At 26.2% G+C, this 26408-nt stretch carries 23 protein-coding genes; 7 read left to right on the forward strand and 16 right to left on the reverse strand.

What is annotated here, in order from left to right; genetic code table 11:
* Positions 1 to 40 precede the first annotated feature (40 nt).
* The 3 genes from QZ306_RS03540 to QZ306_RS03550 are packed head-to-tail and all read right to left on the reverse strand — an operon-like array spanning position 41 to position 3261.
* Positions 41 to 1165, reverse strand: coding sequence for a hypothetical protein (locus QZ306_RS03540; protein WP_295161136.1), 1125 nt, complete (start codon positions 1163 to 1165; stop codon positions 41 to 43).
* Positions 1140 to 2675, reverse strand: a complete 1536-nt coding sequence (locus tag QZ306_RS03545) for an NTP transferase domain-containing protein (protein WP_295161138.1) — start codon at positions 2673 to 2675, stop codon at positions 1140 to 1142. Before QZ306_RS03545 ends, QZ306_RS03540 begins: the two co-directional genes overlap by 26 nt.
* Before the next feature lie 34 nt (positions 2676 to 2709).
* Positions 2710 to 3261 (reverse strand): hypothetical protein, encoded by a 552-nt coding sequence (locus QZ306_RS03550; protein WP_295161193.1) that lies wholly within the window; start codon positions 3259 to 3261, stop codon positions 2710 to 2712.
* 299 nt (positions 3262 to 3560) lie between these two features.
* Between QZ306_RS03550 and QZ306_RS03555 the strand changes: the two genes are divergently transcribed.
* Positions 3561 to 4484: a methylenetetrahydrofolate reductase gene (locus tag QZ306_RS03555; RefSeq protein WP_295161141.1), complete on the forward strand. Its 924-nt coding sequence runs from the start codon at positions 3561 to 3563 to the stop codon at positions 4482 to 4484.
* A 59-nt stretch (positions 4485 to 4543) separates the two neighbouring features.
* Here QZ306_RS03555 and QZ306_RS03560 read toward each other — a convergent pair whose 3' ends face one another.
* The 13 genes from QZ306_RS03560 to rfbF all read right to left on the reverse strand — a co-directional run bounded on the left by QZ306_RS03560 (position 4544) and on the right by rfbF (position 20735).
* A complete protein-coding gene (locus QZ306_RS03560; protein ID WP_295161142.1) occupies positions 4544 to 5338 on the reverse strand; it encodes a vitamin B12 dependent-methionine synthase activation domain-containing protein in 795 nt (264 codons plus the stop codon).
* 44 nt (positions 5339 to 5382) lie between these two features.
* The gene (locus tag QZ306_RS03565; protein ID WP_295161145.1) at positions 5383 to 7998 is read right to left on the reverse strand and encodes a homocysteine S-methyltransferase family protein; all 2616 of its coding nucleotides are present in this window, start codon (positions 7996 to 7998) and stop codon (positions 5383 to 5385) included.
* Between the two features lie 205 nt (positions 7999 to 8203).
* A complete protein-coding gene (locus tag QZ306_RS03570) occupies positions 8204 to 9076 on the reverse strand; it encodes an SDR family NAD(P)-dependent oxidoreductase (RefSeq protein WP_295161148.1) in 873 nt (290 codons plus the stop codon).
* Between the two features lie 42 nt (positions 9077 to 9118).
* Positions 9119 to 10447, reverse strand: a complete 1329-nt coding sequence (locus QZ306_RS03575) for a radical SAM protein (protein ID WP_295161151.1) — start codon at positions 10445 to 10447, stop codon at positions 9119 to 9121.
* Between the two features lies 1 nt (position 10448).
* Positions 10449 to 11606: a glycosyltransferase gene (locus QZ306_RS03580; protein WP_295161153.1), complete on the reverse strand. Its 1158-nt coding sequence runs from the start codon at positions 11604 to 11606 to the stop codon at positions 10449 to 10451.
* A 4-nt stretch (positions 11607 to 11610) separates the two neighbouring features.
* The gene (locus QZ306_RS03585; protein WP_295161156.1) at positions 11611 to 12636 is read right to left on the reverse strand and encodes a glycosyltransferase family 2 protein; all 1026 of its coding nucleotides are present in this window, start codon (positions 12634 to 12636) and stop codon (positions 11611 to 11613) included.
* A complete protein-coding gene (locus QZ306_RS03590; protein WP_295161159.1) occupies positions 12633 to 13655 on the reverse strand; it encodes an NAD(P)-dependent oxidoreductase in 1023 nt (340 codons plus the stop codon). The genes QZ306_RS03585 and QZ306_RS03590 overlap by 4 nt, the downstream gene beginning before the upstream one ends.
* Positions 13656 to 13703: 48 nt before the next feature.
* On the reverse strand, positions 13704 to 14957 hold the full coding sequence (locus tag QZ306_RS03595) for a class I SAM-dependent methyltransferase (RefSeq protein ID WP_295161162.1): 1254 nt from the start codon (positions 14955 to 14957) through the stop codon (positions 13704 to 13706).
* Positions 14958 to 14960: 3 nt separating this feature from the next.
* Entirely contained in the window at positions 14961 to 16745 is a 1785-nt protein-coding gene (locus QZ306_RS03600; RefSeq protein WP_295161164.1) for a thiamine pyrophosphate-binding protein, read from the reverse strand.
* 8 nt (positions 16746 to 16753) lie between these two features.
* Complete coding sequence (locus QZ306_RS03605) at positions 16754 to 17578, reverse strand: pyruvate carboxyltransferase (RefSeq protein WP_295161166.1); 825 nt, start codon at positions 17576 to 17578, stop codon at positions 16754 to 16756.
* Between the two features lie 13 nt (positions 17579 to 17591).
* Positions 17592 to 18890 carry a lipopolysaccharide biosynthesis protein RfbH gene (gene rfbH, locus QZ306_RS03610; RefSeq protein ID WP_295161169.1) on the reverse strand — a complete coding sequence of 433 codons (1299 nt, stop codon included), beginning with the start codon at positions 18888 to 18890 and terminating at the stop codon, positions 17592 to 17594.
* 7 nt (positions 18891 to 18897) lie between these two features.
* Positions 18898 to 19962 carry a CDP-glucose 4,6-dehydratase gene (rfbG, locus tag QZ306_RS03615; protein ID WP_295161170.1) on the reverse strand — a complete coding sequence of 355 codons (1065 nt, stop codon included), beginning with the start codon at positions 19960 to 19962 and terminating at the stop codon, positions 18898 to 18900.
* Positions 19944 to 20735, reverse strand: a complete 792-nt coding sequence (rfbF, locus tag QZ306_RS03620; RefSeq protein ID WP_295161172.1) for a glucose-1-phosphate cytidylyltransferase — start codon at positions 20733 to 20735, stop codon at positions 19944 to 19946. The genes rfbG and rfbF overlap by 19 nt, the downstream gene beginning before the upstream one ends.
* Before the next feature lie 234 nt (positions 20736 to 20969).
* Between rfbF and QZ306_RS03625 the strand changes: the two genes are divergently transcribed.
* The 6 genes from QZ306_RS03625 to QZ306_RS03650 all read left to right on the forward strand — a co-directional run.
* Positions 20970 to 22193: a glycosyltransferase family 2 protein gene (locus QZ306_RS03625; RefSeq protein WP_295161174.1), complete on the forward strand. Its 1224-nt coding sequence runs from the start codon at positions 20970 to 20972 to the stop codon at positions 22191 to 22193.
* On the forward strand, positions 22190 to 23284 hold the full coding sequence (locus QZ306_RS03630; RefSeq protein ID WP_295161177.1) for a glycosyltransferase family 2 protein: 1095 nt from the start codon (positions 22190 to 22192) through the stop codon (positions 23282 to 23284). Before QZ306_RS03625 ends, QZ306_RS03630 begins: the two co-directional genes overlap by 4 nt.
* Position 23285: 1 nt before the next feature.
* Positions 23286 to 23810, forward strand: coding sequence for a hypothetical protein (locus QZ306_RS03635; protein WP_295161180.1), 525 nt, complete (start codon positions 23286 to 23288; stop codon positions 23808 to 23810).
* 17 nt (positions 23811 to 23827) lie between these two features.
* The gene (locus QZ306_RS03640) at positions 23828 to 24535 is read left to right on the forward strand and encodes a CDP-glycerol glycerophosphotransferase family protein (protein ID WP_295161196.1); all 708 of its coding nucleotides are present in this window, start codon (positions 23828 to 23830) and stop codon (positions 24533 to 24535) included.
* Positions 24536 to 24570: 35 nt separating this feature from the next.
* On the forward strand, positions 24571 to 25665 hold the full coding sequence (locus QZ306_RS03645; protein WP_295161183.1) for an FkbM family methyltransferase: 1095 nt from the start codon (positions 24571 to 24573) through the stop codon (positions 25663 to 25665).
* A gap of 24 nt (positions 25666 to 25689) precedes the next feature.
* Positions 25690 to 26408: CDP-glycerol glycerophosphotransferase family protein (locus QZ306_RS03650; RefSeq protein WP_295161185.1), on the forward strand; the 719-nt coding region annotated here is incomplete at its 3' end.

Below are 26408 nucleotides of genomic sequence, written 5' to 3' on the forward strand. Positions count from 1 at the left end.
ATAAACATTTTAAATATTAAAATGTTAAATTATTATCGGATTATTTTAATTTTTCAATATCACTTATATTTAACTTTGTAATACGAAGTTCTTTAAATATGTCATTGTAATATAATATATAAAAATAAGGATATTGCGCAGGTTTTAATTTTGAGTTTCCAATGCTTTTACCTAAAACTGAAAAATCTATTATTCTATTATCAATAAGCATATATTTTTTTCCGTCTTTCTTAGTATATAAAACAATAATCTGAGAAGCATAATCCAAAGCGCTGTCTATAGAAATTATATCATCATCTTCCGATACTATGACTGCATTTGTAAAAACTCCGTCATAAAATCTTGTATAATTAATATTTCTTTTATTATCTTTGTTAATATATATTATATTAAATCTATTATGCTCTTCATGAACAACTGAATAAATATATGAATTAGTTACAATGGCCCTATTGTCAAAAAATCTGAAAGCCGTATTGGTTTTTCTAGATCCGTAAAGTATATTTCCAGTTTCATATTCATGCATATATAAAGCATATCCGTCATTTTCTGCAACAGCATAAACACTGTCTATTATTTTATTGGTATAGATAAAATCAGAAAAGAAATTATCTCTGTAAAATCTTGATACTGATAATATGCCTCTGCTGTCAACAAAAAATAATGTGGGATAATTAAATGCAGACATAACTAATTTCAAGTCCAAAATCTTTCCGTTTATATTTAAATCCATAGCATAATTATTAAAAGTTCCAGAATTATTATTAGCATATAATATATTATTTGCTTTATTATATGCGGCATGTATATGACTGTTATTTAAAGCTATTGTTATTAAATCCCCAAGATCTCTATTATCATCTAATATTGTCCTTGAAAATTTTCCGTCTTTTCCAGAAACATATACTGCAGTATTTAATAAATTATCATAATAAGCAAAATGCACATTATTATTTATATCAACAAACAGTTCGCTTATATAAGGCTCTTCTCTTAAAGAAGCTATAGACCAAGTATATATAGATTCAAAACTGCTCATTCTCACATAATGCTTTGTAATAGGGGGAGCATCTTTTTTTATTTCTTTTTGATACTGCGCATTTAAACTTGCAAATATTATTATAAAAACAATTAATACGCTATTTTTTCTTAGATTTTTTAACATCTTCTATTTTAGAAACTGATTCAGCTCCCTCTTCTTTAGGTCTTATAAATCTGCATTTTACTATATTGCCTTTACTGTCAGTCAAAGCTTTTATATGCGAGTAATAAAATATGCAGTGTTCTATATAGGCATTATCATCAACAATAGAACCGTATAAATAACTTACTCCTTTAATAAGCACATTAGAACCTATATTAATAGGGTGCTTATCGCTTCCTGTAACATTAACCCCTCTTTCCAATACTGTATTTTTTCCTATATAAACATTGCCCTTTATCTGATTTCCAGAATATATTTTTACATTATCATCTAATATTAATTTCTGTTTTTCTAAGCATGACAGAAGAACATTATCATCTATATAAGTATTTTCTCCAAGATGCACATTGCCCTCTATTTTTGCGCCATGCGATATTGTAACTCCGTAATTCAGAGTAACACCTTTTCCTATATACACTCCTTTTCCTATATAGATATCAAGAGGTTTTTCGTCTTTATCTCTTTCAAGTATCTGTTCAACTACGGTATCATCAATAAAAAAGTCCTCTCCGTCATATATTGTGATTATATTTTTAAGCTTATTATAAACATTAGATCTTGCTATATCTTCCATTTCTTTAAGAACCGTTTTATCATTGAAGCCCAAAACTACTATACTGTCTTTAGGCATATAAGTAGATATTGACAGATCATGATTAAAGAAAATCTCTATTAAATCTGTAAGATAAAACTCATTCTGTGCATTATTGGACTCCAATTTATTTATAAGCTCCTCTAAAGGCTTCATTTTAAATCCGTATATACCCGCAACATACTCATTAAAATTATCCAATAGCTCGTCTTTTTCATAAGAAAATTTTTCATCTTTATATATCTTATATAGTTTTTCATCATCTTTCATTTTGAGTATATCTTTATATTCAATAACTCCGAGAACATTTCCCTGAGATCCTTGTCTGTATCTGCTTATTTTTCCATCGCAGGTTAAGCCTCTGCTTCTAAGTATTCTTCCGTAATAATTACTTCCTTTAGGTCCGTTATACATAGATGTCATAACTATCATATCAGTTTTTGATTTTAAAAATTCTTCATGAAACTCTTTCATAGTATCGGAATCTATAAGTCCCATATCGGCATATATTACATAGCAGTATTTTATGTTTTTCAAATCGCTTTTTTCAAGACCTATTTTTACGGCATGACCTGTTCCTCTTTGATCTTCCTGATAGGCAAAATTTGTGCTGGCTTGCTTTCCAACTGCATTAGCAACATCTAAAGCTTTTATTCCTACTACTATGGTAATATTGCTTTTAGGCATACCGTTTCTGACTGCAAGTCTTACTCTCTCTATGCTAGGAACTCCCCATATAGTGTGAAGCATCTTGGATGTGGAACTTCTTATTCTTTTACCATGACCAGCGGCCAATATTATCACTAAAGTATCATTCTTTGAAAACTTTGATGATAATGAAGCAAGAGCATTCTCTATTTCAGCGACATTTTTTTCCATAAGATAACTCCTAATTATAATAATATATATGTTTTTATTTTTTATTTTGCTTATATGTGCTTATTTTTTCAAATACGGGTTTTTTGATATTTAAAGCTTTAGAATAAAAATTTTTGTCAATATTATTTTCTTTATCTGAAGCCTCATTATTTAATGAATTATTATATAACTTATATTTAGCCTTCATAATATCTTCTAAAGAATTCTTTTTATGTTCTTTCGGAAGAAAAGTATTTTTACTGTCAAGTTCTAATTTAGAATCTTTTTTACTGCTATGATTAAAATCTTCATCTTCTTTAAGCCATTTTCTTAAAACTTTTACCGCCGATTCTGAAAGCTTATCAAGCTTCTGCTTAGCTCTTATATTTCCGCCTAAATTGGAATCTTCTTTAATAATAAATCTATACAGCTGCATAGCTTTTATTATATTTTTTTTTTCAAAATTATAGTAATCTGCTATTTTTTCAATACCGCCGTAATAAGATGCTGTTATATAGCATCTGTATGCGCCTTCTATATCTTTAGCATTGAAAAGTTCATTTCCTTTTCTTATTAAAGCGCTTCTTGTAGAGTCTTTTATTTCCATGCTGTTCATTATATACCTATAATATAAAACTGCAAGCATAATATTATGTTAAATTAACTTTTCAATCTTTTAATTTCTGTAATTCAAGCTTCATTTATTTTATTATGCTGTATGAAAATTGCGGATATAAAAAATATGCCATGTTTAGCCGCCGACAAAATAGAAACTCTTACTGTCTTTCTTGCAGTATCATACAAATAGTATATAACTTTTTATTATAACTTCAATAAAGTTTTTTATTTGACTTTTTTATTTTCTAGTAGTATATTAAAGTAAACATAATATTTAGGATAAATTAAGTGAATAATAAAGTTGAAAATTTTATAAATAATTTTGCAAATAAAGATAAGTATACATTCACATTAGAAATATCCCCTCAGGCAAAATACGATTTAGGATATATAGAAGAAAAAATAAATAATTCTAAAATATACAATTACATAGATGCTTTTGTTGTTACAGATTCTCCTTTTGCAAATTTAAAAATATCATCAATACTTGCGGCATTGCAGCTTGAGCAAAGATTAAATATGATTAAGCCTTTCATAATTACTCATACTATGAGAGATAAAAACTCAATAGCAATTCAGAATGATTTAATAGGAGCAAATTATTTTGATATAAGAATGGTTCTTGCCGTTACAGGAGATAATGTGGAAAAGGGCAATCAAAAACAGGCTAAAGCCGTATTTGAAGGAAACTCTTCTCTATTAATAAATATAATAAGAGATTTAAATAAAGGTAAAAGCTTAGGGGAGTTTTCTTTTAAAGAACCTTTAAAGCCAATATATCCTTTCTGCGTTATAAATAGTTATGCAAAAAATAATGATATCTTAAAATTAAGACTGGCTAAAAAAGCAAATTCGGGAGTTAAAGCAATATTCACGCAGCCTATATACGAAACTGAAAGGCTTGAGCTTTTATTAAAATGGATAGATGAACTTCCATTAAAAGAAAAACCTATATTAGTGCCGGGTTTTTTTCCTGTACTTACATATAAAACAGCATACTTTATATATTATAATTTGGGAGGGGCTTATATACCTGAAACTTGGCTTAATAAATTAAAAGATGCAAGCAATAAGTCTCCAGAGGAAGAGAAAAAAACAGCCTTAGAATTATCTTCCAATCTATTTTACAGCATGATTAAGAAGCATAAAAAAATGCATATAATGAGTATGAATAATTATGATTTTGTTTTAGAATTATTAAAAAATATTTAGCATTATTTACAGTTTAATACTGGAGCATATATATTTTATATTTATAAAACATAATAAAGTTAATTTGCAAAATAATAAGAGTCTTCGCAAAATGAAATTACAGCGCAAGTGCTGAGCTCGGGGCAGAGCATATAGCTTTCCGTAATATCGATATTAAACTCCTCAGGCTTTAATTTATCAAATATTATTCTGTTGCCGTACATATTGGGAAGCGCTTTATATCCGAAAGAATATCTGCATCCAGCATGTTTTTTTCTGACGTTATTATTAATATTAAAAATACTTTCCATATAAGTTTGAAGTATATCTGCATAGTTTTCTATAATATGCGTTCCTATTGCATTATAAAAATAGTAATCTCTATAACAGTCATTTTCATATAATCCCTTTAAAAAGCTGTTAAACTTTATGCCTAGACTTACAAGACTAAATCCTATAGTATCTTCCTCTTTATTAAAAAAATCTGTTATGGAATTATAAGGCTCTCTTTCCATACGCTTAGTAGGAATTTCAATTTTTTCGTTTTTATTAAATTCATAAATATAAAGCTTATCATTTTCAGTTATTGTCTTATAAAAACCGTAAATCATTACAGCTTCAATTAAATTATTTTCTATTATGTTGTTTTTCATCTCTTCATATTTAGGCTCAACTTTTGTTTTAATCATTTCATTATATTTTTCAGTATCCTGATTTTTGGAGGAATATCCGAATCCTGTTCTAAAAAGCCTTACTTTATTAATCATATCAAAAGCTTCTTTTTCTGTCTGTTTATTAAACTTGAATATTTTTCTGCCGTAAAACGGAGGCTTATTTATACAATGCTTATGATTTTTATGATTTATCTCAGGCATAAGTATTCCTTATTATGAACTCACCAGCAATTAATTAAATATTATCATTTTTCATTATCTCGGTCAGCTATTATTTCTTTTAAGGCTGAAATATCATCAAAACCGTCTTTACAGTAAAATATTTTAGCCGTATCTCCATAAACTTTTTTACATGTATTTTCAACAAACTCTTTAGTAAGTGCTGCTCCTCCAAGAAGAATAGGTATTTTTAATCCTTTATTTTTTATATAAGCCAAATTATCTTTCATAACTTCAGTAGATTTTACTAAAAGACCAGACATGCCTATACAATCCGCTTTATGCTCATGATAGGCTTCTAAAAATTTTTCAATAGATACTTTTGTTCCTATATTAACGGTTTCAAATCCGTTATTTTTTATAATGATCTCTACTAAATTCTTTCCTACATCATGCACATCTCCTGCAACAGTACCAAGTATTATTTTAGCGGTTTTCTCCTGCTTATTTTTTTCTAAAAACTCGGATAAAAAATCAACGCTCTTTTTCATAACTTCCGCCGACCCCAATACAAAAGGAAGCTGTATAGTACCTTCTCCGAATTTTACTCCGATATCCGCCATAGCTGGAAGAAGTATTTCATCTATTACAGACTGTGCAAACTTTCTCAATCCTCCGAACTCTTCGCTGTTTTCTTTTGCTTCATTAAGCAGGTTCAGCATATCCTTCCATTCACCGTCAAGCATAGCATCTTTTATAGCTTCTCTTATATTTTTTTTGATATTCTTTTCTTTGCATATATATTTATTTTCCTTCTTATCCGAGAAATAATTTATATAGTTTATAAGAGGTTCTTTAGTATTATTTTTATTGCATATTAATTCTTTAGCCAATTCTATTTCATTTTTTCTTATTTTAGAGAGAGGCAGTATCTGAGCTGTATTAATAATTGCAGCGGTAAGCCCGTAATTAACAGCCTCGTACAAAAATACTGAGTTCATTATTTTTCTGGCATCTTCTTTAAGTCCGAAAGATATATTTGATATTCCCAAACTTATAGAACATTCAGGGTATTTTTTTGATAATTCTTTAATAGCATTTAAAGTTTCAACTCCTGCTGAAAAACTTTTTTCATCGCCGCTTGCAAGCGTAAATGTAAGAGGGTCAAATATTATATCATGAGGAAGTATTTTATGAACATTAACAGCTCTGTCATACATTCTCTCGGCAATTCTAAGTTTATCTCCGCATGTAAATGCCATAGATTTTTCATCTATTGTAAGAAGCATAATAGAAGCTCCGTATCTTTTAGCAAGATAGCATATAGCATCAAATTTTTCTTCTCCTTGTTCAAGATTGGCTGAATTTATTATAGGTTTGCCTCCGTATACTTTTAAAGCTGCTTCTATAACATCAGGTTTTATGGCATCAATGACCAAAGGCAATGAAATACGCTTAGAATAAACGGAAATAATTTTTGTAATATCTTCTATCTCATTTCGTCCAGCCCAAGCTGCATTTACATCTATGGCATGACTTCCCGCTTTTACCTGCTTTATTCCAATATCAAGCATGCCGTCCATATCGCCTGCAATCATAAGTTCTCTGAATATTCTGCTTCCGCTTGCATTGCTTCTCTCTCCTATCATTAAAGGGGAGGGGTTTTGTTTTATACTTACTGTATTAAAAAGACTAGCTATATAAGGCGGAGGATTTTCTAATCCTTGTTTTTTAGGCTTTATTCCTTTTGTTTTTTCTGCCAATGCCTCTATATGCAAAGGAGTTGTACCGCAGCATCCTCCTATAAATGCAAGTCCGTTTAAGTCAAAAAATCTGCTGTTGATATCTGCAAACTCTTCAGGCTCCATACTATAATATGCTTTTCCATCTCTGTTTTCAGGAAGTCCTGCATTGCTGTGTATAGATATAGGAAGGCATGATATTTCAGAAAGTTTTTTAATATGATAGGCTGCCATATCAGGACCTGTACCGCAATTCATACCTATGGAAAATATATCAAGATTTGAAAGTATAGTATATGCGGTTTCAATATCGGTTCCTAAAAGCATAGCACCTTCTTTTTCTATAGTAACGGAAATCATTATAGGAATTTCTTTATTTAATTTTTTAGCTGTATCGTTAACAGCTAGTATTGCAGCCTTTAATTGCAAAACATCTTGTGCTGTTTCAAGAAGTATTATATCCGCTCCCCCCTCTATTAAGCCTCTTGAAGATTCAGCATAGCCTTTATACATTTCATCAAAACTAATCTGTCCCAAACTGGGAAGCTTTACTCCAGGTCCTAAGCTGCCTGCAATAAAAATATTTCTATTTAAATCGCCTTCAGAGTTCTGATTTTTTAAATATTTCTCTTTGGCTTCATTTGCTATCAATGCTGATTTTTCTGCAAGCTCATAAGCTTTGTCTTTAATATTATATTCGCTTAAAACCCAAGATACTGCTCCGAAGCTGTTTGTTTTTATTATATCCGCATTGGCATTCAAATAATCCGTATGTATTTCTTTTATTATATTAGGTGCCGTTATATTCAATATTTCATTGCAGCCTTCAATATTATTTCCGTTTATAATCCAATACTCTTTTTTTATATCTTTTTTCTGAAGTTCAGTTCCTGTAGCACCGTCAATTATTAAGTATTTTTCTTTTATTAATTCCCTTAATATTTCTTTTGTATTTTTCATTACATAACTCCGATTTTATATCAAGACATTCATTTTAATATAAAATGCAAATATAACAAGTATAAAATATTATGAATGACAGATAAGGCAGCATATTATATATATTTTTTGTAATAAAGAATCTATGCCGCAATTTTATGCTGCATCATAGGTTGTAATGTATTAATTTTTATTGTAATATTACTATATATGTACCAATTACATATTAGGTCTGGTCTGCATTTAATATTTTATTTCTAAAATTATCTCTCCATTTTCTTATAGGTATCCACCAAGCTAGTTTATCTATATTTTTTTTAACTATTTCAAATTTTTTGTATTCATCAAGCACTTGGGTAGGATAATATATATCAATTGGTATCCTAATACCATTCCTAAAATATTTGCCAGTTGGAGGGTTTTCATTACCTAAAAAACATGCTTTTATAATACTATCAGCTCCGTCAGATGCTGTTAATGGGGCTTCTCCCCCCCCCATAGAAGTTTGACACCAGCCAGGACAAGCACAATTAACATAAATATTTCTATTCTTAACAGCAGCACTTAATTTTTTAGTTACCATCATAAGAGCAGATTTTGTAGCAGCATATCCGATTTGAAAGTCTTTTTCTGCATTTGGATCCCAAAATTCTCCGCTACCAGATACCACATTAACTATTCTGGAATTTTTTTCATAGGATTCCAAAAAATATCTAGTGGTCAATATAGGAGCAAAAACATTTATTCTATATATTCTATCTAACAGTTCTATGGGTATTTCTAAAGTTTTAATATGTTTTTTATTAGGTATCCAATCTAATTGGGCTGCGGCATTGTTAATGAATATATATAATTTTTCATCTCTGTCTTTCAATCTCAAATATTCTTCATAAGCATTTGATATGGATTTTTCAAACTCAACATCTATTTCTATTGGTATAATATTATTTGCAGTGCCTAGTATTTTAATGGCTTCTTTAGCCTTATCTAAATTTCTAGCGCCCATATAAACTTTAAAATTATATTCAAAAGCAAATTTTTTACACAGCTCTAAACCTATACCTCTATTTCCGCCTGTTATAAAAACTGATTTATTCATATCTATACTCCAAATTAATTAAAAATATATTTTAATATAACTCTATGCAGTAATTTTATACTGCAATATAGGTTGTAATTTATTAATTTTTATTGTAATATTACTATATATGTACCAATTGCATATTAGGTCTGGTCTGGTCTGGTCTGGTCTGGTCTGGTCTGCATTTAATATTTTATTTCTAAAATTATCTCTCCATTTTCTTATAGGTATCCACCAAGCTAATTTATTTATATTATTTTGTATATTATTCAATTTATTATAAAAATTAATATTTGACAAATCCTCATTGAACTTTACTATATTGTATAAGTCTTCTTCATAATTCATATTATCTTTTAATTCATTATATTTAGCTCTTATATCACCTGAATATTTAGCAAATTTCGGATCTCCTTTCATATCATCAGACTGTATGTACACAGTAGTGAAACCTTTACCATATTTTTCTAAAATAAGCCACATTCTAGCCCCAAATTCAACACTTTCATCTGGTATCTGCTTATCTCCATACGGAAAATCAGGACATATATAAACATGTGTAGGTCTTATTAACAGTATAGCAAATACAAAACCATATAAATCATCATTACTTCTATTTTCTTCGCATATAATATATTTAAGTACAAACATACTTTTAGTTCCGCTCATCTTATATCTAATCATATTTTCAATAACTTTTATATAACCATCCACTCTTTTCATTTTTTTGTATGTAGATGGAGTTCCTGCATCTATAGAAGTTGTTATAAAAATTTTATTTTCTTTTAGAGCATTATATACAGATTCACTATATTTTAATGAATTGCTGAACAGCATAACAGTTCCGCAATTATTTTTTGTAAGATAATCTAAAATTTCATCAAAGTCTTCAAGTATAGTTGGTTCGCCTCCATTAAATTCTATCCAATTACCGCCTATTAATTTTCCTCTGCTCCTAAATAATTCTATAAACTCTATTAAATTAGTATAAACAGGAGGTTTAAAATTATTTTCTGTAGTAAAACTGCAATACGAGCATCTTAAATTACAAGAAGTAAAATGCTGAATATTGAATCCTGAAGTATACCCATGCCCTCCCAAATAATCAAAATTGACGTCCTTATATTCTCTTTCCATCAAAAGATTACATTTTAAACAATCTCCTGTAGGACCTTCTGCTAATCCATTAAGCCTCTCAAATAATTCTATTCTTCTTTGTATAATTAATTCATAAGTAACTTTTCCGCTTTTCATTTCTTCTGCAGTTATTATGATAGGAGATTGAAATGTATTTGCACAGCAGCAAGTTATACCTCCGTAATAGAATCTAACTCCAGATTCTATATATTTGCATATTTTTACTTTATCATTAGGTTTGAAATTATTCATTTTATATATCCTTAAAACGTTTTATAATTATATTTATAAAAAATAAAAAATTAATTTTTATATATGATTTATTAATTTTTAATGAGAATATAGAATTTGCTTTAGCATCAATATCATTGTATTTGTTATACAATTTTGTAAATCCTAAAATACTAAAAATATATTCATTATGCGTATTACATAAGTATATAAAATGAAAATCTTTGATATTAATACTTGTTTTTATTTGCACAATATTTTTCATATATATTAATAATTCAATGAAAGATTTTTTCTGCATATCATTACAGGTATCATAAATAGGTAGAATATTATCATACATACCTGCTCTTATCCAATAATAAGGCAGATCATTCATTATATATCCTTGAAAATTTACGCCATTATAGCCTCTTACAATATCTAAGCATTTATGCTGTAATTCTTTATCATTAAAAAGTTTTAGACTTAATATAAAACCAATAGATAAATCCATATCTTTTAGAAAATGATGTACATTTTTTTTGTTGTTAGCACCTCTAAAATAATCAGCTTTATCAACTAATGCCTGTATAAGTATATTATTATTAGATTCAATATAATAAATATTTTTATTTTCATTTATTATTTTTGAAATTAATGCCATATGAGGAATCAATGCATATATATTAATATATGAATTTAACAGCACATAAGAATCTATGTTTATGCTTTTATATATAGCGCCCGGAAGAAATACAATTTCTAATATTAATTTTGCCAGTCTTGTTTTATCATCATATCCGTAAGCAACTTTAGCATCCGCAAAAGTCTGTATTAAATCATATTTGTCAGTTTTTAAAGCATCTTCTATATTTTTCCAATATGTAAAATCTAATCTGTCATCATCGCATAATATCCAAAAATATTTTTTATTAACATATTCAAAAGCTCTGACAATATTAGCATTTCCGCCTATATTAATTTTATGCCTGATATGTGTTATATTATTATATTTTATTGATAGTTCTTTTAAATATTCACTAGTACCATCGCTTGAACAATTGTCAAGAAAAGTTATTGAACAATTTCTTATAGGACTATCTTCATACAAAATATCAGATACTATTTTCTTTAATTTATCAGCTCTATTATAAGTTATTAAAATAATATCTAAATCTTTATTAATATCAAAACTCATATTATCACCTTTTAATATTTATTTTAAATCCTAAAATAAATAAAGTAATTATTTTTTCATCTATTTCTATGCCGAATAAAACAAATTTAAATGGAATAGTAATGCTTAATGAACCAAATACTATTGATTTAATTCTAGGATATTTTTTTATAATCTCTTTTTTTCTTATAATTGAAAAAGCTTTTCTTTTACTAACTATTTTACAAAGCTGGGCTGTATGCCAAATAACTATATTTGAAAATATTTTTTCAATTTTTATATCTATTTCATCTTTATAATTAGGATAAAACTGTTTAGCTTTAGATTTTAATTCAACTATTAATTCAGTCATATAATCTACATTTGATATGGTTTCTATGTTATATTTATCTTGTCCTAAATTATGTTCTGTATAACAGCCCATAATTTCATCAGATAAAAAATATACATCTCCGTATAAAAACAAATAAAGCCATAACCAAGTATCTCCTGAAGGCAATGCCCTTTGAAATACCTGAGTTTTATCTGCGGCAGATTTTCTAAACATAGCAAAAAAAGAGGTTATATTATCATATCCTTGATGATTAGCATAGTTTAGAAGATAATCAATCCCTTTTATATATTCTTTTGAATTATATGTATCTATAAAAATACTATTATTATTTTCATTAAAACATTTCGCAATTCCTCTGACAATAACAATATTTTCATTTTCTTCCATAGCTTTAACTGCATTCTCAAAAAATGTATTGCTTAAAAAATAGTCATCATCGCATAAAACAACAGCATATTTCCCTTTTAAATGATTATATGCCTCAGAACCATTGTAAATAGGTCCCATATTTTTTTCTCTTCTGCTGTAAATGATTCTTTTATCATTTTTCGAGTATTCCTGCATAAGTTCCAAAGTTCCGTCAGCTGATGCATTATCTGAAACATATATTTCTATATTTTTATATGTTTGTTTTAATACACTATCTAAAGCTCTTTTTAAAAGTTCTTTTCTATTATAAGTAGGTATTAATACAGAAATCAAAGGGGTATTATTCATGTTAAAACTCCATTGATTAAATTCCATTCAATAGTTCTTTTTATTGCATCATCTAAGGTATAATTTTCTTTAACATTAAGTTCTTTAATTATTTTAGTATTATCAGGTATATATTTGGGGGTAGGGTAGTTATAATTAGGTTCTGTCAATACTTCAATATTTCCTGTATAATTATTAATAGAATGAGAAACTTTTTTTGCCAAATCGTATATAGAAATTTCATTGGAAGAACCGACATTATATATACTTTTATCATTGGAATTTAACAGCATCGTAAAAAGCCATATTACCAAATCAGCAGTATATAAATAACTCCTTAAAGGTCTGCCATCTCCTTTTATTATTATGTTTTTATTTTGAATGACATCTCTGATAAAATTGCCTGCAGCAAAATGTATATTCAGATTCAAATACGGACCGACAAAAGCAAAGCATCTGGCTATACTTACATTTATACTAGAATCCAAAAATAATTCTTCCGATATTTTTTTAGCTTTACCATAATATGTAGCAGGGCAGCCGTCATAACTTTCTTTAAATGACTTTACCGATTCATATTGCTCTCCGTAAACAGCTCCCGAACTAGTAAACAATAATTTTTTCACATTCATTTTACTAGTAATATTAATAATATTTTTAGTACCGTCTAATATTATTGAATACATTTCCATTGGATTTGATTTTTCTAAATCGAGAGATGCAGGAGCTGCGGCATGTATTATATAATCATATTCCTTATCGCAAGTAAAATTTCTTATATCTCCATCTATAAAACTTATAAAATCAAGATTATAATTCGGATAATTAAATAAAAAATCATACCTATTTCTAGTTAATATTGTAATATTAAAATTATAATATTGCCTTATATATATTAAAAAATTAAGTATAGATTTTCCAAATAAACCTGTACCTCCTGTAATTAAAATATTTGTATTATTTAATTTATTTAAATTTGTTAAAATTTTCAATTGATTGAAAATAAACTTTCTATCTTCTAATAAAACATTATTAATCATAATTATTTCTTTAGTTTTTACTAAACTTTACGATAATTTAAACAAATACTATGCTGCTTCTTTACAGTAATTATTAAATCTCTGCTCTGCTCTGCTCTGCTCTGCTCTGCTCTGCTCTGCTCTGCTCTGCAATTCGTATATTTTGCCGTTAAAATTTATATCATTTAATAAATCTTGCTTAATAATTTCAGAATATAAAACAGAAGTTATTAAAACATTATCACTATTTTTAAGTATATCGGGAGTAAATACTTCTACTTTATTACCTTTATGATCAATAATTTTTTTGCCTGAAAATGATTCATTCTTATCTATTATTCCATCAATATTACAATTTGAAAAATATTTTTTATCCAATAATATTCTTCTTAAAAAAGCTCCAAATCCCCAGCAATAAGTTGATTTCGTATTATCTATATTATTAATACTGTATTCATCTATTTCATAACTATAATTTATATATTCTTTCATTTTATTTATAGCTTCATAATCTTTTGATTTATTTATAACTTGTTTAGTTCCTTTTTTAAATATACCATATATTATATATGATTTTATATTTGAAACATTATCAAAATAAAATGAATCTTTTTCTATTAATTTCAAATTATCAAATAAATATTCTAATGTAATCAATGAAAAGTGATTTATATGTTCTAAATCAAAATAATAATATGATGCTAACTTATTTTTCATATATGATGTGGCATCAGGAACATCAATATATAATATGCCGTTATCATTTAATATATTATCTAATATATACTTTACATTTTCTAAGTCATATATATGTTCTAATACCTGACTTAATATAACAACATCAAATTTTTTGTTAAAATTGATTATATCAGAAATACTTGATTTTTTACCTTCTATATTATATTGCTTCAAATTTTCTACAGCATCATATGAAGCTTCGATGCCGTATAAATTAGTGTATCCGTGCTCCTGAAAAGTTCTTAAAAGTCCGCCTTTAGCACAGCCGATATCAGCTATACTGCTGTCTTTATTAATAAATTTTTCTATTCTATCTATTATACCATTATATCTTATCTTATCTAACTCTGATAAGTTGCCAGCACCTGAAGTAAAAGAAGATGAATATTTTGCAGTATCTGAATAGTATTTGTCATAATCTGCTTGATTCCAATTTGTATTATTAAAAATAAATCCGCAATAATTACAGCATACTATATCATAATGTTCTGGTATAAATTCTTCCTCAGATTTAGCGAAATTTATTTTATATAATATTTCACCTTCTTTGCATCCGCATATCGGACATATTCTTTGCAATACCATAAATTATCCTTTGTAGATATTTTCATCTAATTCTTCTTTAGAAAGCAGGGGAGACATATCTTCTAATGAACGGCTAATCATTTTTCCATTTGGAAGTTTTTCAGATGAAATTTTAGGCAAAAATAAATAATTTTTTTCTAAAATAACATTACAAAATATAGGACCTTCAATATTTAAAATTTCATCTAATATACTATCTATATTTTCTTTTTTATCTAAGCAATAATATTTTAAATTAAATGCCTTTGCAATAAACTCCCAATTTGGAAATGATACTCCTGAGTTTAAATCGCATCCTGTTCTTCTTTTAAAGAAATTATCCTGCGTCTGTCTTATAGAAGCATATTCATTATTATTATATAAAAATAATTTAACATTCAAATTATAATGAGAAATAGTCTGAAGTTCCTGAATATTCATCATTAAACTTCCATCGCCCTCTAAACAAATAATATTCTTACCTTTAGAAGCCACTGCTGCCCCTATAGAAGCAGGCAAGCCAAACCCCATAGCTGCACATCCTGAATTACAAAACATTCTGCTATTCTCTTTTACCACTCCTACCTGAAATAAGGCTAGGCTAGGGGTGGCATTTGTGCAAGTTACTATAGCATCATTAGATAATTTATCAGTAAGTCTGTATGTAAAATAATATGGATTTACATTATTAGAAATAGTGTATTCATTTAAAAGTTTTGAATATTTATTCTTTATATTTAAAGCCCATTCTCTCCATTTTGTATGCTGTTTTATATTAATATTGTCTAATGAATCATTTAAAGTTTTAATAAATAAATTCACATCATTATTAATTTTTATAGTATAATTTATAGTAGGTTTATTAAGCTCAGCATTATCTATATCTACAGCTATAAAATGTTTGGCATTTTTAGCAAAATTTTCATAATTATAGCTAGTCTGTCTTATGTTATTTCTTGAAGCTAAAGATAATACAGCATCAGCATTTTGCAAAATTATATTTCCATATCTATTGCCTATAGTTCCTATTCTGCCTGCATAATTTTTATTATCTGTAGAAATTATATCAAATCCGTTAAAAGTAGATAATACAGGAATATCCAATTTATCTATTAATTTATAAAACTCATCTATAGAATTAGAAAGTCTTATTCCATGACCTGCTATAATTACAGGAGATTTAGCATTCTGCAATATATCTATTACCTCATCAATTTGTTCTCTTATAACTGGGTAATTTATAGTTTCTATTTTATATTCTTCTAAATTATTTTCATCAATATCTGAAGCCTGAACATTTAATGGTATATCCAGCCATACAGGACCTTTTCTTCCCGATTTTGCTATATGCAGAGCTTTTTGTATTTCATATTTAATTTTTAACGGATCTTTAACCATAACAGCATATTTTGTAACAGGTTTTACAATATCTATAATATTTATTTCCTGATCTCCAAGCTGTCTTAAATTAAGTTCTCTGCAAGACTCTATTGCAGTTTCAAATTTCACCTGTCCTGAAATATATAATACAGGAATAGAATCTAAATATTCACCGATAACACCAGTTAATGTATTGGTTCCTCCGGGTCCTGTTGTAATATTAACCACTGAAAAATTTTGATTAATTCTGCTGTAGCCATCAGCAGCTATTGCGCATGCTTGTTCATGATGACAGCATATAACATTAATATTTTTATTGTTTCCAATAGAATCATTCAGATGCATAGCACCTCCGCCTGAAACCATAAAGACATCTTTTATGTTGTATTCTTCATTTAAAAATTTAAATATAAAATCAGAAAGCTTCATAAGATATCCTATAGAACAGCAGCTGTACTTTTATTATATTTAATTAAATTTTGTATAAGCATAGTTTTTAATCTAGTTTGTTCATAGCCGGGATTATAATTATATTTTCTCAAGAAATGTTCTGTAGATAAATTACCGTCATGCCATTTTCCGCCAAGTCCCATCATTGTAATATCAGTATACCTGCATCCATAATGCAAAGCTACTTCTAAAAGCATTTCTGCGGTTCCATTTTTATCATGTAAATGTATGCCTGCCTCAATACCTTCAGATCTGCATGCTTCTATAGTATTTCTAATATATTCCGGTGTGAATATGCTTTCTGTATCAGCAAAATAAATAACAGGAATTTCATTCTGTTTTGCAAACTTAGCAAATTCTTTATTTTTTTCTATAGTATTATGCCCTGAACTTGTGAAATTAATAAATACTTCATATCCTAAATCTTTAATTTCTTTAACATGTTTTTCTAAAACTTCAAAGTCTGTTTCGCTGGATCTTGTAAGGATTCTAATTGTATCTATTATAGTTTCTTTTTTTAGAAGCAGCTTACTTAAAGGTCTTTGAATATCTCTCATAGCAGAAAGTTTTACTGTATTTTTTGTAGCAGAAAAAATTTTTTTAATTTCATCATTATCCAAACTGCAATAACGGAAATGTCCTCTATCAGGATCCGCCTCTTTATTATGAAAAAAACCTAATTCTAAATAATCAATTCCAGCAGATTGAGCAAACTTATAATAATCTCTGCAGAAATCTTCATCAAAAAACCAGCCAGTTTGATAACCAGCTTCTCTGAATGTACAATCAAATACTGTTATATTTCCTATCATCATTTTACTCCTACTATAAATTTGACATAAATTTACCTATTATAGATTCAACATAATCAATCATAGAATCATCAATACCTGGATAAACACCAATCCAAAAACTATTATTCATAATAAAATCAGAATTAATTAAATTTCCAACTATTTTGTAATTTCTTCCAATCATATAAGGCTGTTTAGTAATATTACCTGCAAATAATAATCTGGTGGCTATTTTATTTTCATTCAAGTATTTTACTAAATCATTTCTGCTGAAAGGAGCATCAGCTTTAACGCTTATAAGAAATCCAAACCAAGAAGGCTCACTGTTTTCCTGTGCTTTAGGTAAAATTAAATACTTACTGAATTTTTCTAATTTATTTTTTATTTTTTTGAAATTATCTTTTCTTTTTTCTATAAAGGTATTTATCTTTCTAAACTGAGAAACACCGCATGCTGCCTGCATATCTGTAATTTTTAGATTATAACCTAAATGCGAATAGGTATATTTATGATCATAACCTTCTGGCAGATTTCCTAATTTCTGAGAGAACCTCCGACTGCAAGTATCATCGCATCCCGGAGCACACCAGCAATCTCTTCCCCAATCTCTAATACTTTCCATTGATTTTTTTAATATTGGATTATTGGTAAGTACTGCTCCTCCTTCTCCCATAGTAATATGATGTGCAGGATAAAAACTCAATGTAGCAATATCTCCTAATGTACCGACTTTTTTATTATTATAAGTTGAGCCAAAAGCATCACAGCAATCTTCTATCAGCCATAAATTATACTTTTCACAAAATTCTTTTACTTTCTGTATATTAAATGGATTTCCTAAAGTATGTGCTAAAATAACAGCCTTAGTTTTTTCACTTACAGCTTTTTCTAATTCATCAATATTTATATTATATGTTTCTAATTCAGCATCAACAAATACAGGAACTAAATTATTCTGTAATATCGGATTAACCGTTGTAGGAAAGCCTGATGCCGCTGTAATAACTTCATCTCCTGCTTTTAATGCTCTATCTTTTAATAAATAACTTGTTAAAGAAGATACAGCTATCAAATTAGCAGAAGAACCTGAATTGCAGGTTAAACAATATTTTAATCCAAAGAACTTTTCTAATTCTCTTTCAAACTCATCATTATATCTATAAGTTGTAAGATGAAAATCTAAAGCACTATCTACTAATGCCGCTATATCATCTTCATCAAATATTCTTCCAGAAACAGGTACAGAACTTATACCTTTAATAAATTCTTTTTTATGATATTCATTTCTAGCATACTCTCTGACAAGTTCTAATAGTTTATCTCTATCCATATTTTAATTAACCTTCAATATATTCTTTTATTTGCTTATTAGTTATAATATTCAAATCATTATTATTCAGATATTCTCTATACCAAACAGAAGTTTGCTTTAAAGCTTCTTCTGTATTAAATTTTTCATTCCAATTTAATTCTTTTCTTGCAAGAGAGGAATCCAATCTTAGCATATTCATTTCTTTTTTATCTGTATTTTGAATATTGATTTTATAACTGCCTCTGCTAATATCATTTATAAAATATTTAGTTATATATTCAACTGTGAATTTATTTCCTTCATCTATAGGAGCAAAATTATAACTATCTGATATATTATTTTTATTAATCAAATTATAAGCAAGCAATAAATATCCGTAAAGAACATCTAATACATACTGCCAAGGTCTTACACTATTCGGATTTCTTAATTCTACAGGAATGTTTTTTTCTATAGATCTTATTATATCAGGGATTATTCTATTAGAAGAAAAATCCCCTCCGCCTATAACATTACCTGCTCTTGCACTTGCAACAGGTATATTATTCAGAAATGATTTTTTATAACTTTTTATAGATATTTCAGCACAAGCCTTAGAAGCAGAATAAGGATCATGTCCGCCTAATATATCTGTTTCTCTATATCCATAGCACCATTCCTTATTATCATACACTTTATCTGTTGTAATCATTACAGCACATTCCAAATTATCTAACTTTCTCATAGATTCCATCAAATTTATAGTACCTATAACATTAGTTTCAAATGTATATACAGGGCTATCATAGCTATATATAACCAATGGCTGTGCAGCCAAATGAAAAATTATATTGGGATTAATATTTTCAACAGTTTTTTTTATATTATTTAAATCTCTGATATCCAGTATATAAGAACTTAACTGATTATCCAAATTGAGTAAATTATACAAAGACAAATCATCAGCTTTTAATGATATTCCGCTTACATTAGCTCCTATTTCTAATAATAATTTTGACAACCAGCTTCCTTTAAACCCTGTATGTCCTGTTATTAAAATATTTTTTCCCTTAAATGAACCGGATATATTTTTTATTGCCAAATCTTCCAAGGAGCATCTCCCTTATACCAAATTTCCTCTAATATAGATTTATCTCTTTGCGTATCCATACATTGCCAAAAACCATTATGCTTAAATGCCACAAGTTCATTTTTTTCAGCTAATTTCTTCAAAGGCTCTTGCTCAAAAACTGTATAATCATCTCCTAAATAGGAAAATATTCCTTTATTTAAAATAAAAAAGCCTCCGCTTATATAAGCATTATCACCTTTAGGTTTTTCTATAAAACTAGATACGGTATTATCTTCTTCTATTTTTAATACTCCAAATCTGGCAGGCGGATATACAGCCCCTATAGTAGCTATCTTTTTATGTTTTTTATGAAAATTAATCTCATCATTTATATTAATATTTGATAATCCGTCACCATAAGTAAGACAAAAACTATCTTCATCTTTTAAATATTCATAAGCTCTTTTTAATCTTCCTGCTGTCATACTATTTTCACCTGTATCAACAAGTTCTATTACCCAATTTTCTTCATCTGAATGACATTTAGTTTTTTTTAATACCATAGAATTATCATTTTTAAAGTCTATTTTAATATCATATAAATGTCTTCTATAGTTATCAAAAAATTCTTTTATCATATATCCTTTGTATCCTAAAAGTATTACAAAATCATTAATTCCATAATAAGAATAATATTTCATTATATGCCATATAATAGGTCTTCCGCCTATTTCAACTAATGGTTTTGGTATTTTAATGGTTTCTTCTCCAAGTCTGGTACCATAACCGCCTGCTAATATAACCAATTTCATATAGAACCACCCATTAACATAATTATAATTATCGGAACTTAATATCCAATTTCTACTAGTTTGAGGTATTATATATTTTAAAATTAAAAATATCAACTCCAAATAATAGTTTTTTTTATTAAAAAATAAACATATGATGATATTTTTTTATTATTATATTAATTTTTTTGTATTTAATTACAAAAAATGCATTGTTAGATTCCAATAATTATAATTATATTAATTTAATGGCTTATGAATCAAAAAGGAAGTTATTTTTCTATTATTGTACCTGTGTATAATACGGAAAAATCTTTAAAAAGATGTATAAATAGTGTTATCAATCAAACATTTTCTGATTTTGAAATTATAATAGTTGATGATTGTTCTAATGGAAATTGTAAAGAAATTACATATTCATATCAAGATAACAGAATAATATATATAAAACATGAAGAAAATAAGGGTACATTATCAGCAAGAAAAACAGGGAGTATAAATGCAAAAGGAAAATATATAACATATTTAGATTCAGATGATGAATTAGATTTACAGGCATTAGAAAAAGTATATAGTGAAGCAAAATATAAAAATTATGATGTAATTCAATTCGCAGTAAAGGCTGTTTCATCAAATCCAAATAAAAAAGAGAGATTAAAAGAAGAAAAAAATATTTCTTGGTATCTTTCTACTAAAAGAAGTAATATCATAGATAATGATTATTTATTAAATGAAGTTATGGATGAAAAAATATCACATAATGTATGTGCAAAATTTTTTAAATCTTTTATAGTAAACAAAGCTGTCAGCTATATACCTGATACACATATAATATTTGCTGAAGATATGCTGCAATGTTTAATATTTTTTTATTTTGTTAAATCATATAAAGCCATATATGATGAACTATATATATATTACTGCGATATAAGTTATAGTAATAAAAATACAGATTCTCTTACAAAAGATAGATTTAATAAAATGTGTATTGATTGTGAAAAATCATTGTATGAGTTCTATAATTTTTTAGTAAAAATGAATGATGAAATTTTATACAAATATGATTATATGAAATTGGCATATAATCAATATAAGTTTCTATCATATAAAATTAACAGCGATAATGAAGAATATATATATATATTAAATAAATATTTTAATGAAGATTTCTTAAAAGAATACAGCAGATATCAGCATCATTACAATTATTATTTGAAAACAGAAAAAAAATTAGAAAATATAAATAACAAACTGCTGCCGTATTTCTTTTCTATAATAATAGATGGGTTTTATACAAGTATTAGGATATTAGGAATTAACATAAATATTAAAAATCATAAAAATTATACTCATCCTATAGTTATAACATTAAGTAATATATTAAGAGCTTTATTTTCTATACAATGTTCTAAACAAAATACTAGGATAAATATTTTAGGGTTTAATTTTATAATTAGGAAAACAAGGGCAATATTATGATAAAAACTAATCCTTTAATATCAGTAATAATACCTGTTTATAATACAGAACAGTATTTAGAAAGATGCTTGGACAGTATTATTAATCAAACATTTAAATATATAGAAATCATAATAGTTAATGACTGTTCTTCAGGCAATTGCGATGAAATATTTTATGAATATAAAAATAAATTTTCAGGCTTAAAATTAATAAAACATGATCATAATATGGGTTTATATAGAACCAGATTAACAGGCATTAAAAACGCCATAGGAAAATATATAATGCATGTTGATAGCGATGATTTTTTATGCAATAATATACTGTATCATATATATAAATTAGTTCAAAAAAAAGATTATGATATCATATTCTATGATGTTATTTTAACAGACGGAAAAACAGAACTTCCATTTGATGATTGGTTTAAAACACCATTATATGCATTTCGCAGCAATGATTATATTATTGAGCATTTTATTAATGGTTTAAATCATACTATGTGGGGCAAGCTGTATAGAAGGGATATGATAATTAAATGCTTATCAGAATTTCCTGATACAGAAAATATAACTTCCTATGAAGATTTAGTTCAGAATATAATAATATCAAAATTTGCTGTTAATTCATATTCCATACATAAGATAGGATATTGCTACAGAAAAAATATAAACGGAAACAGCTTAAAGAAGAGAATAGATGATAACTCTAAAAATAAACTGTTAGAAGAATTATTAACAGTAATAAATATTTTACATAATTTCTTTATAAAATATAATTTCTATGAAAAATATAGTATTGAAATATCATTATTATTTAAATCTTTAATTATCAATTATTATAATTTATCTAATGAACATAATTATTATGACATCAAAGAAGAATATAAATTGGATTGTATTGATATTTTAAGCGATGAAATAAAAAAATATATAATACACTATATTAATGATAATTTAATAAAAAAAAGAAAAAATCAATTTAAATTATTTTTTATAGGAATTCATACAAGAATAATAATAATATACTTATTAGGAATAAAAATTTCATTTAAAAGAAATAAAAAATATTCTTATTTATTAAATCAAATATCAGATGGATATAATTAGTATGGATATATTTAATATATACAAAGATGATATATATATAAAAATAAACTTTTTATTTTTTAAAATAACTATTAAAAATAATAAAAATATGATAAAAAAATTAGAAAAAGATATAAAATGCTTAAATAATAAAATAGAAAGCCTGAGGGATAAAAGTTCATTAATATTGAATGATTTGAGAAAATTGATTAAAGAAAAAAAATTACAAAATAGTCTAAAAATTAATAATATTATTTTTTTAGATACAGACATAGAAATATCTAAATATATGACAAAATATTTTCCAAATTCTAAAATAATCAAAATAGATTTTCATTTTAATATATATAATAATACTGTAAATGACTTTATAGATATTTTATCATCTAATATAATAGTTGCATCATCTGAAAGTACTGTATTCAAATACTTATTTGATGATCAAACAATAATAAATATATGGCATGCCTGCGGTGCTTTTAAAAAATTCGGAAAATATTCTAATTCTAAAATATATGAACTGTATTCCAGCAAAAACAATATTTAATAACATCATCTGAATATATAAAAAAATTTTATTCTGATTGTTTTGATATGCCAATACAAAATATATTAAGTCTTGGGCAAGTTAGAACAGATATTATATTTGATAATAATTACATTAAAAAAGTTAAAAATATTTTCTTTAATAAATATCCTTTTTTAAAAGATAAAAAGATATATTTTTACTGCCCTACATTTAGAGAAAATAATAAGATGACATCATTCAGCAGTTTTAATATATATAGATTATCAAAAAAACTAAATAGTAATGAAATTTTTATATATAAATTACATCCTGCAATTATCAATATTATAAATGACGCAGCAGGTAAAAACAATGCAAAAGAAATAACAAATCTAAAAGAAACTAACCATAATATAATAAATATGTCGCATAAAGATATTATAGAATTATTAATAATATCTGATGTTATTATAACAGACTACTCATCAGCATTTATGGAAAGGTTATTATTAAATAAACCTGTAGTTTTTGCCGCTGATGATATAGATAAATATGAAAGAGGATTTTTTATAGATTACAGAAAAGATCTGCCTGGCGAAATAGTAGAAAGCGGAAAAGCAGAAGATATATTAAAGGCTTTAAGAAATGCATCAATAGATCATCCTAATTACAAAGTATTCAAAGAAAATCATTTGTCTGCCTGCGACGGACATAGTGCAGAAAGAATTGCTTATTTTATAAAAAATATATATAATACAATATGAATATTTAAAAATATAATTATAAAAAGGATTTATATATGAAATTATTTAGTATAGAAAATAAAGATCTTTTTACTGTTGTAACCATATTTTGGATAAAAATATCTGTAAAATCTAAAAAGTTAATGCAGCAAAAAATAAATAATTTGGAATTGAAAGAAAAAATGTATTTAAATAATATTGAAAATCTAATATTAAAAGAATTGAAAATAAGAAATATTTTTATAGATGAAAAAATTAATAAACATTTAATACCATTTTATGAAAATAATATAGAAATATTAAAATATGATAATGAAAATGATATACTTTATCTAAATAAAGAGAATATAAATTTTATTACAGATACACATTATCCCTGGATGATAAGAGAAGTTTTATGCGACAATATTTATGAAATAGATAAAAGTTTATTTAAATATAATGAATATGTAGTTTTTGATATAGGCTGTAATAGAGGATATGCTACTTTATTTTTTGCCAGTAAAGATTATTGTAAAAGTATATATTCCTTTGAACTTATGGAACCTACTTATCAATATGCTGTTAAAAATGCAGAATTTAACCCAAATTTAAAAGACAAAATACATTTATATAATTACGGATTAGGAAACAAAAATGAAACTATAGAATGTTTATATTTTCCGCATAGAGACGGAATAAGTTCTATGAAACAAGATTTTATAACATACTATGACCCGAATGAATTAAATAATGCCAAAAAGATAAAATCTTCAATAAAAAAAGCTTCTGAAACAATAAAAGATATTATAACTAAAAATAATATAAAAGAAAAAATTATTATTAAGATAGATGTAGAAGGTGCAGAGTATGATATATTCAATTCTTTAATAGATGAATATCCTGAATTATTTGAACAAGTAGAAATTATTATAGGTGATTTTCATCTTGGCAGACAGGGTATCGATAAAAAATTACATAATTTCGGATTTATTGATATAGCACCGCCTAAAAAAATAAATAAAAAAACCAGCGAATTTTTATTTATAAAAGACCAGACCAGACCAGACCAGACCAGACCAGACCTAATATGCATAGATTACATATATATAAATAATATAATATTAATTAATAAATTACAAGTTATGCCGCAATATACAATTGCTGCATAGCTTGTCAAAAGGGTACTTAATAAAATGAAACTCTTTGAAATTACTACTGATAGATGTTTTTATATAATTACAATATTCGGAATAAAAATATCTATAAAATCAAAAAAACTTTTAGAAGAAAAATTAAATGAAAAAGAATCAAAATTATATGAAAAAGAATTAAAACTACATGAAATACAAAATAATGCAATTTCTAATATAAAAGAGAGCATATCTGAACTTCAAAAAGAAAATATGCTGAAAAAATATGATATATGTTTTTTACAGTTAGTACATAATTCTGATATGGATAATTTATACAAATATTTTCATGGATATAACTATAAAATAATTAGGTTTAAAAAAATTCCTGAATTATTTTCCGATCTTGGTTTAAAAAATTTTATTGCTATACTATCTTCTAAAATTGTAGTAATTAATATAGATACATATATCACAAATGATCATTTATTTGAAGATCAAATTTTAATAAATTTATGGCATGCCTGCGGAGTATTTAAAAAAATTGGATTTGATAGAAATAATTTTCCTAATGATGTGAAAAAATATAGATCAGATTATTTTATAACCTCTGGAAATATTTGTAATAAAGCCTATTCTAAGAGTTTTAAAATAGATATTGATAAATTTATATCATTAGGAGTTTCAAGAACAGATAATTTATTTGATAAAAATTATATAAATAATATAAAAACAGAATTTTATAATAAAAATCCTGATTTAAAAAATAAAAAGATATATTT

This window comes from uncultured Brachyspira sp. (assembly GCF_910588665.1).
In the GTDB taxonomy this organism is placed as follows: Bacteria; Spirochaetota; Brachyspiria; order Brachyspirales; family Brachyspiraceae; genus Brachyspira.

Excerpts from the sequence above, each read along its gene's own strand:
- QZ306_RS03645 (WP_295161183.1), top strand. The coding sequence starts at position 24,571 with ATGAAATTATTTAGTATAGAAAATAAAGATCTTTTTACTGTTGTAACC.
- QZ306_RS03560 (WP_295161142.1), bottom strand. The coding sequence starts at position 5,338 with ATGCCTGAGATAAATCATAAAAATCATAAGCATTGTATAAATAAGCCT.
- QZ306_RS03540 (WP_295161136.1), bottom strand. The coding sequence starts at position 1,165 with ATGTTAAAAAATCTAAGAAAAAATAGCGTATTAATTGTTTTTATAATA.
- QZ306_RS03545 (WP_295161138.1), bottom strand. The coding sequence starts at position 2,675 with ATGGAAAAAAATGTCGCTGAAATAGAGAATGCTCTTGCTTCATTATCA.
- QZ306_RS03570 (WP_295161148.1), bottom strand. The coding sequence starts at position 9,076 with ATGAATAAATCAGTTTTTATAACAGGCGGAAATAGAGGTATAGGTTTA.
- rfbF (WP_295161172.1), bottom strand. The coding sequence starts at position 20,735 with ATGAAATTGGTTATATTAGCAGGCGGTTATGGTACCAGACTTGGAGAA.
- QZ306_RS03630 (WP_295161177.1), top strand. The coding sequence starts at position 22,190 with ATGATAAAAACTAATCCTTTAATATCAGTAATAATACCTGTTTATAAT.
- QZ306_RS03580 (WP_295161153.1), bottom strand. The coding sequence starts at position 11,606 with ATGAGTTTTGATATTAATAAAGATTTAGATATTATTTTAATAACTTAT.
- QZ306_RS03590 (WP_295161159.1), bottom strand. The coding sequence starts at position 13,655 with ATGATTAATAATGTTTTATTAGAAGATAGAAAGTTTATTTTCAATCAA.
- QZ306_RS03600 (WP_295161164.1), bottom strand. The coding sequence starts at position 16,745 with ATGAAGCTTTCTGATTTTATATTTAAATTTTTAAATGAAGAATACAAC.
- QZ306_RS03550 (WP_295161193.1), bottom strand. The coding sequence starts at position 3,261 with ATGGAAATAAAAGACTCTACAAGAAGCGCTTTAATAAGAAAAGGAAAT.
- QZ306_RS03595 (WP_295161162.1), bottom strand. The coding sequence starts at position 14,957 with ATGGTATTGCAAAGAATATGTCCGATATGCGGATGCAAAGAAGGTGAA.
- QZ306_RS03585 (WP_295161156.1), bottom strand. The coding sequence starts at position 12,636 with ATGAATAATACCCCTTTGATTTCTGTATTAATACCTACTTATAATAGA.
- QZ306_RS03635 (WP_295161180.1), top strand. The coding sequence starts at position 23,286 with ATGGATATATTTAATATATACAAAGATGATATATATATAAAAATAAAC.
- QZ306_RS03565 (WP_295161145.1), bottom strand. The coding sequence starts at position 7,998 with ATGAAAAATACAAAAGAAATATTAAGGGAATTAATAAAAGAAAAATAC.
- rfbH (WP_295161169.1), bottom strand. The coding sequence starts at position 18,890 with ATGGATAGAGATAAACTATTAGAACTTGTCAGAGAGTATGCTAGAAAT.
- QZ306_RS03605 (WP_295161166.1), bottom strand. The coding sequence starts at position 17,578 with ATGATAGGAAATATAACAGTATTTGATTGTACATTCAGAGAAGCTGGT.
- QZ306_RS03625 (WP_295161174.1), top strand. The coding sequence starts at position 20,970 with ATGAATCAAAAAGGAAGTTATTTTTCTATTATTGTACCTGTGTATAAT.
- QZ306_RS03575 (WP_295161151.1), bottom strand. The coding sequence starts at position 10,447 with ATGAATAATTTCAAACCTAATGATAAAGTAAAAATATGCAAATATATA.